The sequence below is a fragment of the Arthrobacter sp. 24S4-2 genome (genome assembly GCF_005280255.1).
Lineage (GTDB): Bacteria > Actinomycetota > Actinomycetes > Actinomycetales > Micrococcaceae > Arthrobacter.
The window spans coordinates 3,517,685-3,531,215 of sequence record NZ_CP040018.1; the positions used below are offsets into that span (position 1 = coordinate 3,517,685).

Consider the following 13,531-nt stretch of genomic DNA (forward strand, 5'->3'; position numbering starts at 1 on the left):
ATCTAGGGTACCAAGACAGGCCTTCAAGATGGCATGCTGGCAGGGTGACGAGCCAAACAACTGTAAAAACCCTGCTGATCCTCGGCGCTTCGGGCGACCTCACGGGACGGCTGCTGCTGCCGGGTCTCGCACGGCTGGCGGCCAGGGGGCGCGCCGAGGGGCTGACGCTCGTGGGCGCAGGCTCGGATCCCTGGACCCCGGACCAATGGGTGGAACGCGTCGAAACAGCCTTTGCCGATGCGAACTCCCAGGCAGACGCCGCCGGCAAACGCGAGCTGAAGCGGATCGCCGGAGCGACCGCCTATCACCAGCTTGACGTCACCGCGGGCGGGGAGCTTGCCTCGCTGCTGTCCGGCCTTGAGGCGCCGGTGGCCGTGTACTTTGCCCTTCCTCCCCATGTCAGCCAGAAGGCGTGCGAGGTGCTGGCCCCGGAGGAGGTTCCCGCAGGCACCCGGCTGGTGATGGAAAAGCCGTTCGGGTCCAGCGAGGATTCCGCCCGCCACCTCAACGTAACCCTGGCGGCGCTGGTCCCGGAGGACCACATCCACCGCGTGGACCACTTCCTGGGCAAGGCCACGGTACTCAACATCCTGGGCCTGCGCTTCGCGAACACATTTCTGGAACCTGCCTGGAACCGGGACTACATCGAAAAGGTGGAGGTCATCTTTGATGAGGACCTCGCACTGGAGGGGCGCGCACGCTACTACGACGCCGCCGGTGCGCTCCGGGACATGATCCAAAGCCACCTGCTGCAGATCATGGCGCTGATGGCGATTGAGCCGCCGGCCTCCGTTGACGAGCGTGACCTCCGGGACGCTGTGGCCACCCTCCTGCGCGCCAGCAGCATCAAGGCGCCGTACCGGTCCAGCACGCGGCGTGCCCGGTACGTGGCCGGGTCCATCGACGGGCGGCAGGTCCCGGACTACGCCAAAGAAGCCGGCGTGGACGCGTCCAGGAACACGGAGACCCTGGCCGAGGTGCAGGTGGACATCGACAACTGGCGATGGCAGGGCGTCCCGTTCATCCTCCGTTCCGGCAAAGCCATCGGGGCGAAGCGCAAGGAAGCCGTGGTCACCTTCAAGCCGGTCCCGCATCTGCCCAAAGGGTTCACGGGCGTCGATTCGCCCAATCAGCTCCGGATCGGCTTCGGTCCGGACACCCTGCAGTTCGATGTCGACGTGAACGGGCCGGGCAACATTCTCAGCCTCGACCGGACCACGCTCAATGCCGAACTCAGCGCCTCCGAGCTGCTCCCCTACGGTGAAGTCCTCGAGGGTGTCCTCACCGGCGACCCCCTGCTTTCCGTGCGGGCGGACACTGCCGAGGACTGCTGGCGGATCATTGAGCCGGTGCTCAAAGCATGGGCACGCGGCAGTGTTCCGCTGGAGGAATACTCCGCCGGAACGGCGGGCCCCGAAGGCTGGCCCGCCTAGGAATTGCACGCAATGAAAGCGGGCCCGGCACCTTTGAGGTACCGGGCCCGCTTTTTGCGTTTGCCTTGGGCTAAATCTGCCGTCGGCTGGATCTGCCGTCGGCTAGATCGCGGCCGAGCCGCGTTCACCCGTGCGTACCCTTACAGCTTCAAAGACGTCCACCGTCCAGACCTTGCCGTCGCCTGCGCGTCCGGTGTTGGAGCTGGCGATGATGACATCCAGGATGTCGTCCGCCTGTTCGTCCGTGGCCAGCACCTCTACGCGGATCTTGGGAAGAAGGTCCACGTTGTACTCAGCCCCGCGGTACACCTCGGTGTAGCCGCGCTGCCTGCCGTATCCGCTGGCGGCGCTGACCGTAAGGCCCTGCACTCCATAGGATTCGAGCCCCTCCCGGATGGATTCGAGCTTCTCCGGCCGGACGATTGCTGTGATCAGTTTCATGCCCCCACGCTTTCCTTGCCGGTTGCTGCGTCAGTCTTCTTGCTGTCTTCGGATACCGGAACGGACTCCTGCTTGCCGGTGATCAGTTCATGCAGCGGCTGGAAGCTCCCGCCGTGGCCGCCGACTCCGAATTCGTAGGCGGTTTCTGCGTGCAGGCTCAGGTCCACGCCCACAACTTCCTGCTCCTGGGAAACCCGGAAGCCCATGGTCTTGTGGATCGGGAAGGCGATGATGGCGGTCATGACCGCGGTGAAGATGATGGACATGAGGGCCGCCAGAGCCTGGGCAACGAGCTGGCTGGTTCCTCCGCCGTAGAAGAGACCTGCCTGGCCCTGGGTCGGGGTTGCGAGGAAGCCGATGGCTACGGTGCCGACGACGCCGGAGACCAGGTGGACGCCGACGACGTCGAGGGAGTCATCGTAGCCGAGCTTGAATTTGAGCCCGACTGCGAGAGCGGAAGCAACACCTGCGACTACACCGAGGGCGATGGCACCGATCGGGGAGACATTGGCACAGGCCGGGGTGATGGCCACCAGGCCTGCCACGACACCGGACGCTGCACCGAGTGACGTCGGGTGACCATCGCGGAAGCGCTCCACGGCCAGCCAACCGAGCATTGCGGCCGCCGGGGCAGCGAGGGTGTTGATCCAGATCAGACCGGCCTGCTCAACAGTGGCAGCGGCACCGGCGTTGAAGCCGAACCAGCCGAACCAGAGGATTGCGGCGCCCAGCATTACGAACGGGATGTTGTGCGGGCGGTGGTTCGGGTCCTTGCCGAAGCCCTTGCGATTGCCAATGATCAGCACCAGGATCAGGCCAGCCACGCCGGCGTTGATGTGAACCACGGTGCCGCCGGCGAAGTCGATCACCGGAGCGAACGTCTGGCCGAACCAGCCGTCCTTGGAGAAGAGCCCGCCGCCCCAGACCATGAAGGCCATCGGCGCGTAAACGAGTGTGGCCCAGATGGGGGTGAAGATAACCCAAGCCGAGAACTTTGCGCGGTCGGCGACCGCCCCGGAGATCAGGGCTACGGTGATGATGGCGAAGGTGGCGGCATAGCCTACCTTGAGCAGATCCGCGGGGTCGGTGAAGTTGTGCAGCCCGAAGTGGCTGAACGGGTTTGCGAAGATCTGGAAGAAATTGTCTTCGTTGCTCGTAGCCATGGAGGCGCCCCACAGGACCCACATGATGCCCACGGTTCCAATGGCGACGAAGCTCATCATCATCATGTTCAGAGCCGATTTGGCGCGAGTCATGCCGCCGTAGAAGAATGCCAGGCCCGGGGTCATGAACAACACGAGTGCTGAAGCGACCAGGAGCCAAACGAGACCTGCGGTGAGTTCCATGGTCTACGTCCTCTCTTGCTTTATTGTGCGGACTTGTCCGCCTGTCCCAACGCCGTTTGCGTTCTCATTAGAGTTTCGTCGGGCTGTGTTTCGCCGGCGAGGGAATTAGATGTCCGGGTTGTTACAACAATCTCCCGGAAGTAAATGGTGCATCTCGTCCTTGTTACGGTTATGTTTCAGCAGTCCCAAACCGCACTCCCACAGCACCCCGCAAGGACACCCGCACCATGACCGATCGTTTCCGCCCTGGCAAGGCCGTGCCTCACAAGGATGGCGGCCAAACCGGCCGCCAGGACGGGGCAGCACAGCCCGGCGACACCCGGCTCCCCCGCGACATTAAGGTGATGCTTGCCGCCGCGTTCCTGATTGCGCTCGGTTTCGGCCTCGTGGCGCCCGTATTGCCCCAATTCGCGACCACTTTCGACGTCGGGGCCACAGCTGCCGCGGTGATCGTCAGTATTTTTGCGTTCATGCGGTTATTGTTCGCTCCGGCCGGCGGCGCATTGATCGTAAGGCTGGGCGAACGCCCGGTCTATGTGGCAGGACTGCTGATCGTGGCCGCGTCGACAGCGGCGTGTGCGTTCGCGCAGAACTATTGGCAGCTGCTGGTTTTCCGCGGCCTCGGCGGTGCCGGTTCGGTGATGTTCACAGTGGCGTCGATGGCCCTGGTGGTGCGGCTTGCGCCGCCGGAGAGCCGCGGCCGGGTATCCGGCGCGTATGCTTCGGCCTTCCTGATCGGCAATGTCTGCGGCCCCATCGTCGGCGGCCTCCTTGCCGGTTTCGGCCTCCGCATTCCGTTCCTGGCGTATGCGGCTGCGCTGGTGCTGGCCGCCCTCGTGGTGCAGACCCAGCTCAGCCACGTGCCCGGCGGGTCTCGGAAGGACGGCACCCTGGCGCCGGCCATGAGCCTGCGCGAGGCCTTGCAAGACAGCGCCTACCGGGCCGGACTGTTCTCCAGCTTCGCCAACGGCTGGGCAACCTTCGGGGTCCGTATGGCCACCGTTCCGCTCTTCGCCGTGGCAGCACTTGGCGCCGGCCCTGCTGCGGCCGGCTGGGCGCTGGCTGTCTTTGCCGGCGGCAACGCCACCGCGCTCACGGTCTCGGGGAAACTCGCCGACACTCTGGGCCGCAAGCCCCTGATGATTGCCGGACTGGTCCTCACCGGAACGGCAACCGCCGGCATCGGCCTCACGCACGACATGCCCTGGTTCCTGGCCGCTTCCGCTGCCGCGGGAATAGGCTCCGGGCTGTTGGGCCCGGCCCAGCAGGCTGCCATCGCCGATGTGATCGGCAACGGCCGCTCAGGCGGGCGTGTCCTGGCGGTCTTCCAGATGGTGTCCGACGCCGGTGCCATCATCGGCCCGGTTCTCGCAGGACTCCTCGCCGACCGGCTTGGATACGGGTGGGCGTTCGGCGTTACCGGAGCCGTGCTGATCGTGGCGGCGGCAGGGTGGCTGCCGGCGCGCGAGACGTTCCAGCGGTCCGCCTAGTTCAGCGGTGCATCCAGTTCAGCAGCGTCCACCTAGGTCAGCACTCTCCACCTAGTTCAGCAGCGCGTCCACGAAGCTCTCGACTTCGAACGGCGCCAGGTCGTCTGCGCCCTCGCCGAGCCCGATCAGCTTCACAGGCACACCGAGCGACTTCTGGATGGCGACCACGATGCCGCCCTTGGCTGTGCCGTCAAGTTTCGTGAGGACGATGCCGGTGATGTTGACGACTTCGGAGAACACACGGGCCTGGTTCAGGCCGTTTTGTCCCGTGGTGGCGTCCAGCACCAGCAGGACTTCGTCCACCTCGGCGAGCTTTTCGATGACACGCTTGACCTTGCCGAGTTCGTCCATCAGGCCCACTTTGTTCTGGAGCCGGCCGGCCGTATCGATCATCACCACGTCGACCTCCTGGTCGATGCCTGCCTTGACCGCTTCATAGGCCACCGAGGCGGGATCGGCGCCGTCGACGTCGGACTTAACGGTGGGCACGCCCACCCGCTGGCCCCACGTGGCGAGCTGTTCGGCCGCGGCCGCGCGGAAGGTGTCAGCGGCGCCCAGGAGGACGTCCTTGTCCTCAGCCACGAGTACACGTGCGAGCTTGCCCACGGTAGTGGTCTTGCCCACGCCGTTCACACCCACCACCATCATGACCGAGGGCTTGTCCGCGTGGCGTTCCGTGCGGAGGCTGCGGTCCATGGTGGGGTCCACGAGCTTGATCAGTTCTTCGCGCAGCAGGGCCTTGACATGCTCCGGTGTGCGGGTTCCCAGCACCTTGACGCGCTCCCGGAGGGCATCGACCAGCTGCATGGTCGGTTCGGTGCCGAGATCGGCCAGCAGGAGTGTTTCTTCGACCTCGTCCCAGACGTCCTCGTCAATTTTGTCGCTGGACAGGAGGGCCAGCAGACCCTTGCCAAGGATGTTGTTGGACCGGACCAGGCGTTCGCGCAGCCGGGTCAGCCGTCCTGCAACCGGAAGCGGCGTCTCCACCGCAATGGTTTCAAGCCCCGCCGCGTCATCCGGAACTTCGGCTGTTCCCAGCCCTTCAAGGTCGACGGCGGGCGCCTTGCGTTCAGGCGTCACCGCCGGGAGGTCCTCCACCAGCGTTCCGCCAGCGCCGTGCTGGGGTTCGACCGGATCGTTGGCGTCGCGTGTTCCCGGGTAGTTGGTGATGTTCCGGCGGGTCTTCATGAGGACCGGGATCAGTCCGCCAATGACCACCAGGGCAGCGAGGATGGCAAGAATAATGGGGAGGATGTCATTCACTCCCCTAGCTTCTCACAATCGCACCGGACGCTGCGGGAGCCTCAGCCGGACGTCCGCAGGGGCCGGGGCCGGGCTAGACTTCGGCTCCGAGGCGTTGGCTGATGACCGTTGAGACGCCGTCGCCCCGCATGGTTACGCCGTACAGTGCGTCGGCGACCTCCATGGTGCGCTTCTGGTGCGTGATGACGATCAGCTGGCTGGATTCGCGGAGCTCCTCGAAGATGGTGATGAGCCGGCCCAGGTTGGTGTCGTCCAGTGCGGCCTCGACCTCGTCCATTACGTAGAAAGGCGACGGCCGCGCTTTGAAGATGGCAACCAGCAGGGCCACCGCGGTCAGCGAACGCTCACCCCCGGACAGCAGGGAGAGGCGCTTGATCTTCTTGCCGGCCGGCCGTGCCTCCACCTCGATTCCCGTGGTCAGCATGTCTGAAGGGTCGGTCAGGACCAGCCTGCCTTCGCCACCCGGGAAGAGCCGGGAGAATACGCGGACGAACTGCGCCGAGGTGTCCGCGAAGGCCTCGGCGAAGACCTTCTGGACGCGGTCGTCCACTTCTTTGATGATGTCCAGCAAGTCCTTGCGGCTGGACTTGAGGTCCTCGAGCTGGGTGTTGAGGAATTGGTGGCGCTCCTCGAGGGCGGCAAATTCCTCAAGTGCCAACGGATTCACCCGCCCGAGGGAAGAGAGGTCCCGCTCGGCCTTCCGGAGCCGTTTCTCCTGCTCTTCGCGGACGAACGGTTTGCCCTCCGGAACCGGTTTTCCATCCTCGTCCACCGGAGTCCGGAGCGCCGCCCACTTGTCCCCTGACTCCCCAGCTGGCATGGGCACCGGCTGGTCGGGTCCGTAGTCCGCTACGAGCTGGTCCGGTGACAGGCCGAGCTCCTCGACCGAGCGGAGTTCGAGAGCCTCGATCCGGAGCCGCTGCTGGGTCCGGGCAAGCTCGTCGCGGTGGACCGAGTCCGTCAGTTCCGCCAGCTCGCGGCCGAGCGCGTCATTTTGGGACCGGACCTCGACCAGCTCGCGGTCCCTGCGCTCCCGTTCTTCCTCCGCAAGATCACGCTCCCGGACAGCCAGGTCCACGGAGACATCCATAAACCCGATAATCTGCTCCACTGCCGCAGCGACGGCTGCCGCCCTCGCCGCCTGAATCCTGCGGCGGCGGGCGCGCTCTGCCGCTTCTTCGCGGGCCCGGCGCTCTGCCACGGCGGCGCGTTCCAGGGACAGGGCCCGGTTGCGGGTAGCGGTGAGCTGCTCCTCGGTGCTCCGCAGTGACAGCCTGGCCTCCATCTCCGCCGATCGCGCCGCTGACGCCGCCAACGCCAGCTCGTCGCGGAGTTCAGGGGACGGTTCCTCATCCGCCGGCGCCTGCTGGGCTGCGTCAAGGCGCGCGGCAACAGCCTGCAGCGACTCCTGCTCGGCAACGATGTTCGCCTCCGCCTTGGCCAGCGATGCCGCAAGCCTTTCGCTCTCCCCCACGGCGCTCCGCAGCACCGAGTTCAAATGACCCAGCCGCTCGGCCACTGCTGCCAGCCGGGCATCCGATTCATGGAGCCGGTCCAGGGCAGCATCTGCACGTTCCTGCGCGGCTGTCCGGCGGGCCTGGGCCGAGGCCAATGCGAACCTGTTCCGTTCAAGGTCCGCGCTCACCCTGGCGAGCCGTGCCTCGGCGTCGTCAACGGCGGCCTGCACTTCCAGCAGCGACGGTGCGTTCGCCGAACCGCCGCGGACAGTCAGGGCCGTGAACACGTCGCCTGCCCGTGTCACAGCTGTCAGCTCCGGCCGTGCCGCTACGAGCCCTGAAGCTGACTGGATATCCTCCACCACCGCAGTTCCCTCCAGCAGCCACTGCAAGAGAGTGTTCAGCGGCAGTGCGGCTGCGCCGTCATCTCCATCCGGAGTGGGCGGCAACCCTGGGATGGCCGGTCCTGAGGCGGCGACGAGGTCCGCCGCCCAGTGTGCTCCGCCGGGAAGGGCGGCCCTGGCCGGCACGGAGGACGCCGGCTCCTCAACGCCACGCTCCACGAAGCTGGCCAGCAGCAGCGAGGCGTGACCGGCGTCGTCGTCCTTGAGCAGCTGCAGCACCTCTGCTGCGGTGCCGGTGTCCCGGACGACGACGGCGTCCGAGGAGTTGCCAAGGGCAGCGGCAATTGCCGCTTCATATCCGGCCTCGACGGCGAGCATTGACGCCAAAGGGCCCACGATCCCTGGCAAGCCGGAATCCGCGACGCGGCCCGAACCGTCCTTGCGGTTCAGCCCCAGCTGCAGGGCATCCCGCCGGGCCACCAGGGCGTCGCGTTCCCGTTCGCCGTCACGCTCGGCGGATTTCAGCGCATCGATCTCTGCCAGGACGGCGTCCAAGACCGCGCTGGCGTCTTCGTAGTCGGCGTCCAGCGATTCCTCGCCGCCCTCCACGCCGGCCACTTGGGATTCCAGTGCCGTGAACTCGCTTTGGGCCCGGCGGCGGCGCTCGTCGCCGGCAGCCTGGGACTCCCGGAGGCGGCCAAGCTCGGCCTGCGCGGACTCAACCCGGGACCTGGCTGCCCCCACCTGTCCGGCCAGTTTCGCCAGGCCTTCGCGGCGGTCCGCAGCTGCACGCAGGACTGCCGCCAGCCTCTTGTCCTCAGCGTTTGCCGCGCTTTCGGCTTCCAGCTTTGCGGCCGTGGCCCCTTCCAGGGCGGAGCGTTTTTCCAGGATTCCGAGTTCGAGCGACGTCTGTTCCGCACGGACCCGGGCGGCATTCTTTTCCAGCTGCTCGGGGTCCCTGCCGGACTCGGGGACGTCGTCGGCGGCACCCAGGAGTCTGCGGCGTTCCTCGGCAAGCGAACCGAGCGACCGCAGCCGCTCCCGCCCTGCCGAGAGCTGGTACCACGTGTCCCGGGCAGCGTTGAGCCTGGGCGTCGCCTCGGCGGCAAGCTGCTCCAAAACCGCCTGCCGCTGGCGGCCCGCTTCGAGGCCCTGCTCCACCACCACCCTGCGCGCCTTCAACGCGGATTCGTCCGCGACATCCTGGGCAAGAGCGGACTGCAGTTGGACGAGGTCGGCGGCAAGGAGCCGCGCCCGTGCGTCCCGGACTTCGAACTGGACGCTTTGGGCCCGGCGCGCCACTTCGGCCTGTTTGCCGAGCGGCGTGAGCTGGCGCCGGATTTCGGTGGTGAGGTCGCTGAGCCGCTGCAGGTTCGCCTGCATTGCCTCCAGTTTCCGGACTGTCTTTTCCTTACGCCTACGGTGTTTGAGGATCCCAGCGGCCTCCTCGATGAAGCCGCGCCGGTCCTCGGGCGTGGCGTGCAGGACTTTATCCAACTGCCCTTGGCCCACAATGACGTGCATCTCCCGGCCCAGACCGGAATCGGACAGCAGTTCCTGGATATCGAGGAGCCGGCAGCCGGCACCGTTGATGGCGTACTCGGATCCCCCGGTGCGGAAAAGCGTCCGCGAAATGGTCACTTCGCTGTATTCGATCGGCAGGGCGCCGTCAGTGTTGTCGATGGTCAGCGAGACGTGCGCACGTCCAAGCGGCGGACGTCCGGAGGTGCCCGCGAAAATGACGTCTTCCATCTTGCCGCCGCGCAGGGTCTTGGCACCTTGTTCGCCCATGACCCAGGAGAGGGCGTCCACGACATTGGACTTGCCGGAGCCGTTCGGTCCGACCACTGCTGTGACGCCCGGTTCAAAATCGAACGTCGTGGCTGACGCGAACGACTTGAATCCGCGGACGGTCAGGCTTTTGAGGTGCAAGGCGGTTCGGATCTCCTGTGTGGCTGATGCGGCTGGTTACTGCCCTAAATCTACTGGGTGGCACCGACAAAGACCGGATTTGGGCACTTTCGGGCTCCCTACCGGACCACCGCCGGGGACCAGGCATGCTCAATGAAGAGGGTGGGCCGGGCGCTGGGATCAGTCTTGATGGACCAGATGTCGCTGTCCTGTTCGGAGCCGTCACGGGGAAGACCGTAAAGAAGAGTGGAGCTGTCCAGCCACTCAATCTGGTCATCGATGTTCTGTTGCTCGGAAAGCACCATTTCCTTGCCGCTGGCGAGGTCACGGACAGCGATGCTGCGGTGGCCAGAGAGAGTGCCGGTGTCGCTTTTCTTGTAGGCAATCCGGGTGCCGTCGGGGGACACGGACGGGCACTCAATACCGTTGCCGATCACGGTCAGGGTCCGGTCGGCGATGCTTCCCTGGACCAACCAGATGTGCCCTTGGGAAGACGCCGTGGCGTAGAAGACGTCAGGTTTTCCGGGAGCGAATGTGACCCCCCAGATGTTCCTGTCTGAGGCCTTGATCCGGGTGCCGTCCAGCATCAGGGCAAAGTCCTCCAGGTTTGCGATGGCCTGCCCGTTCCGTTCCCGGATGACCGTTTCGGTGGAGAAACCGGCTGCAGCGTAGGAGTGGCCCGCTACAAAGACGGTGCTTGCCAATAGCGAGCCGTCGGCATTGGTCCGTGCCCTGCTGGGAATGCCCGGAAGAGGCCAGCTGGCCGTTTCCTTCCAGTTGCTGTTGTAGACGGCGGCCTGGAAGGTGGTGGCCAGCCCCTGCTTTGTCTGCAGGCAGACCGTCAGTTCGTGCGTCCCGTAGACGCGGTCGCAGCTCGTTGTGCTCAGTGCCCGCTGGCCGCCGGGGTCCGCCAGCGGCACGGTTGCAGCCGTGCCGAAGCCCTGCCCCGGTGCGGTGTTGCGGAAGACGATGAACGGGGCCACGGGCAATGCCTCGGATGCGGTGGCATTGACGGGGGACGGCGCTTCCTGGCTTGCCCGGGCGTCCCGGAATGCCAGTACGGCATACAGGCCTGCGGCCGCGACGGCGATCACTGTGACGAGGATCAGCACGAGCATGCCCCGCCTGCTGACCGTGATCCTGGGCCCTGCGGATTCGGATGCGGCCGGCTGCGATCCGGCCGATTGCTTTGCGGCTGCTTTCTTTGTGCCGGGCTTGTTCCCTCCAGGCTGCTTGGCGTTTGATTGATGTCCGGACTTCTTCCGCCCGGACGGCTTTTCCCTCGATTGGGGCGCGCGTGTGGACGTCATTCGCCGGCCACTTGTTTCTGGGAAGTACGCATCAGCACGGCAGTCGCAACCAGCGCTGCAGCCAGCGCGACGGCGACCGTCACCATGGCGGGTGCGGCCCCAACGGCGAACCAGAGGACACCGAAGCCGGCCGACGATGCCATCCGGCACAGCGCCACGACGGTCTGGGCGGCCCCGATGCCGGTTGCCACCTTGTCTTGGCTAACCAGTCGGCTCGCCAGCGCTGCCAGCACGCCGTCGGTGGCGGCGTAGAACAGGCCCAGGAGCATCAGGCAGGCGATAGTGATCCCGAGTCCTCCGAACGGAGCCGCCGCCAGCAGGTAGCAGGCCAACAGCGCAACGTGTCCGCAGAGGAACACCCTGACCCGGCCCCAGCGGTCTGCCAGCCGCCCCAAGGGAACCGCAAGGATGAGGTAGATGACATTGGTACCGACATACAGCAGCGGGAACCATTGCACAGCGAAGGAATCCCGGTCCTGGAGGACGAGGTAAATGAAGCCGTCACCCACCGTCAGGAGGGCCAGTAACCCCGCCGTGATGAGCAGCCTGGTGAGTCCGGGTTCCTTCAGCTGGCTCCACTTGAAGGCCGGGCCTACGCGCTCCGGCCGCGGCATTGCCTGCGGGGTCCTCCGGTCCGGCACCACCAGGACCAACGCGGCAACGCCGACCACGGCGAAGGCGAGCGAGACCACAAAGACGGTTCCGTACCCGTTGGGAATGAGGAGCAGGATCAGGAACGCCAGGAGCGGACCGGTTGCGGCGCCGATGTTGTCAAGCATCCGGTGCACGCCGAAGGATCTGCCAAGGTGCTCCGGCTGGGCTTCGGCCGCGATTAGGGCGTCCCGCGGCGCGGTGCGGATGCCCTTGCCGATACGGTCCCCCGCGACAATCCCGGTGATCGACCAGAAGCCGCCGACGAACAGGAAGCCGATCCGTGCCAGCATTGACAGGCCGTACCCGGCCACGGCAACCCGCTTCGGATGTCCGGTACGATCTGACGCCCAGCCGGCGGCAATGCGCACAACGGCACTTGCGCCTTGGTTGATCCCGTCGATGAATCCGAAGGCGATGGTCGACAGCCCAAGAAATCCGGTTACGTAGAGCGGAAGAATGGCTGACACCGACTCCGACGAAATGTCGGTTGCCATGCTGACGATGCCAAGCCAGAGGATGACGGGCGATAGCCGGAAGGCCACACCCGGGCCGGACCGGAATTCCGGCCCTGCTTCGCCGGAGTCCTTCTTGCCGCCAGTGCGGTCAGCCATGGAAATATACACGGGCGGCCTACTCTCTCGTATCCGAAGTCGCGTTGTTCCTCACGATTGCCCTCCTCCGCAGGCCGTCAGGAATGACGCGGTCGGCTGCAAGTGGGGAAGGGCGCAGAGCGGGGTACACGGAATTATGCAAAGAGAGGCGGCGGCATTGAACGCCGACCCGACAAACGATCCCAAAGCCCCCCAGCTCCCAGCTCCCATAGGGCACAGTCTGACACCTGTCACGAAGAGATCGGTAGAGTGGCGCTACCTGCTTTTTGGGGCTCCTACCACCGGCCGTTACGGGGACGGGGCTGGCACACCGGGCAGGTGTAGGACGAGCGGTTCATGAACTGTTCGCGTTTCATGAGGCTGATGGTCCCTGCGGCCGCGCAGCGCCTGCACTCCTGGTTTTCCCTGCCGTAGGCATTGAGCGAGCGGTCGAAGTAGCCTGAAGCGCCGTTGACGTTGACGTACAGCGAGTCGAAACTGGTGCCGCCGGCGGCGAGGGCGTCCAGCATTACTTCGCGGGCGGCGTCGAGCACGCGGTGGGCTTCAGCCCGGCGCAGCGTATCCGTAGGCCGGGCATAGTGCAGGCGTGCACGCCACAATGCCTCGTCGGCGTAGATGTTGCCGATGCCAGACACGAGTCCCTGGTCCAGCAGAGCGCGCTTAAGACCGGTCTTCCGTAACCGCAGACGGCGGTAGAAGGAATCAAAAGAGAAATGGGGGTCCAGCGGGTCCCGGGCAATATGGGATGCTTCTTCTGCAATGAGCGGCGAGGGGACCTCCCCGAGGCCTCCTGGTCCACCGTCTTCGGTGGGGACCAGCGAGGTCACAAACAGTCCGCCGAAAATACGCTGGTCCACGAATCGCAGCTGCTCCGGCATACCTTCCACCGGACTGAGCCGAAGGCGGACCTTCAGGTGTTTCTCGTCCGGCACAGTGGAATCCTGCATCAGCAGCTGGCCGCTCATGCCGAGGTGCGCCATCAGAGCCACTGAGGGTTGGAGAGGAACGGATGCCTGGACTGGTCCCGTCGCTGTTGGTCCCCCGGTTACGCTGCCCGCGGCCGCTTCTTCCAGCGGGAGCCACAGGAATTTGCCGCGGCGCACCACGTCCCCCACCCTGGCGCCCTCCAGGTTGCCGGCGAAGTCCTCCGCGCCGAGCGCATGCCGGCGGATGGAACGTTCGTCCAGGACTTCAACAGCGGTGATTGTCCTGCCGCGGACCCAACTCACGAGTCCGCGGCGGACAACTTCAACCTCAGGCAGTTCGGGCAC

At 65.7% G+C, this 13,531-nt stretch carries 9 protein-coding genes; 2 read left to right on the plus strand and 7 right to left on the minus strand.

Translation table 11 applies throughout. From position 1 onward, the window contains the following. Positions 1 to 44 precede the first annotated feature (44 nt). The gene (locus FCN77_RS16385) at positions 45 to 1,433 is read left to right on the plus strand and encodes a glucose-6-phosphate dehydrogenase (RefSeq protein WP_137323125.1); all 1,389 of its coding nucleotides are present in this window, start codon (positions 45 to 47) and stop codon (positions 1,431 to 1,433) included. 102 nt (positions 1,434 to 1,535) lie between these two features. Here the strand turns inward: FCN77_RS16385 and FCN77_RS16390 are convergent, their stop codons facing one another. Continuing rightward, a complete protein-coding gene (locus FCN77_RS16390; protein ID WP_137323126.1) occupies positions 1,536 to 1,874 on the minus strand; it encodes a P-II family nitrogen regulator in 339 nt (112 codons plus the stop codon). Then, positions 1,871 to 3,220, minus strand: coding sequence for an ammonium transporter (locus FCN77_RS16395; RefSeq protein ID WP_137323127.1), 1,350 nt, complete (start codon positions 3,218 to 3,220; stop codon positions 1,871 to 1,873). Before FCN77_RS16395 ends, FCN77_RS16390 begins: the two co-directional genes overlap by 4 nt. Before the next feature lie 344 nt (positions 3,221 to 3,564). Between FCN77_RS16395 and FCN77_RS16400 the strand changes: the two genes are divergently transcribed. Then, on the plus strand, positions 3,565 to 4,710 hold the full coding sequence (locus FCN77_RS16400) for an MFS transporter (RefSeq protein WP_175417446.1): 1,146 nt from the start codon (positions 3,565 to 3,567) through the stop codon (positions 4,708 to 4,710). Positions 4,711 to 4,761: 51 nt separating this feature from the next. Here FCN77_RS16400 and ftsY read toward each other — a convergent pair whose 3' ends face one another. The 5 genes from ftsY to mutM form a co-directional block, all read right to left on the minus strand. Further along, complete coding sequence (gene ftsY / locus FCN77_RS16405; RefSeq protein WP_137323129.1) at positions 4,762 to 5,973, minus strand: signal recognition particle-docking protein FtsY; 1,212 nt, start codon at positions 5,971 to 5,973, stop codon at positions 4,762 to 4,764. Between the two features lie 73 nt (positions 5,974 to 6,046). After that, positions 6,047 to 9,706 (minus strand): chromosome segregation protein SMC, encoded by a 3,660-nt coding sequence (smc, locus tag FCN77_RS16410; RefSeq protein WP_175417288.1) that lies wholly within the window; start codon positions 9,704 to 9,706, stop codon positions 6,047 to 6,049. A gap of 98 nt (positions 9,707 to 9,804) precedes the next feature. Further along, positions 9,805 to 10,803 (minus strand): hypothetical protein, encoded by a 999-nt coding sequence (locus tag FCN77_RS16415; protein ID WP_137323130.1) that lies wholly within the window; start codon positions 10,801 to 10,803, stop codon positions 9,805 to 9,807. 188 nt (positions 10,804 to 10,991) lie between these two features. Next, positions 10,992 to 12,191, minus strand: a complete 1,200-nt coding sequence (locus FCN77_RS16420; RefSeq protein WP_137324814.1) for an MFS transporter — start codon at positions 12,189 to 12,191, stop codon at positions 10,992 to 10,994. 344 nt (positions 12,192 to 12,535) lie between these two features. Further along, positions 12,536 to 13,531 (minus strand): bifunctional DNA-formamidopyrimidine glycosylase/DNA-(apurinic or apyrimidinic site) lyase, encoded by a 996-nt coding sequence (gene mutM, locus FCN77_RS16425; protein WP_137323131.1) that lies wholly within the window; start codon positions 13,529 to 13,531, stop codon positions 12,536 to 12,538.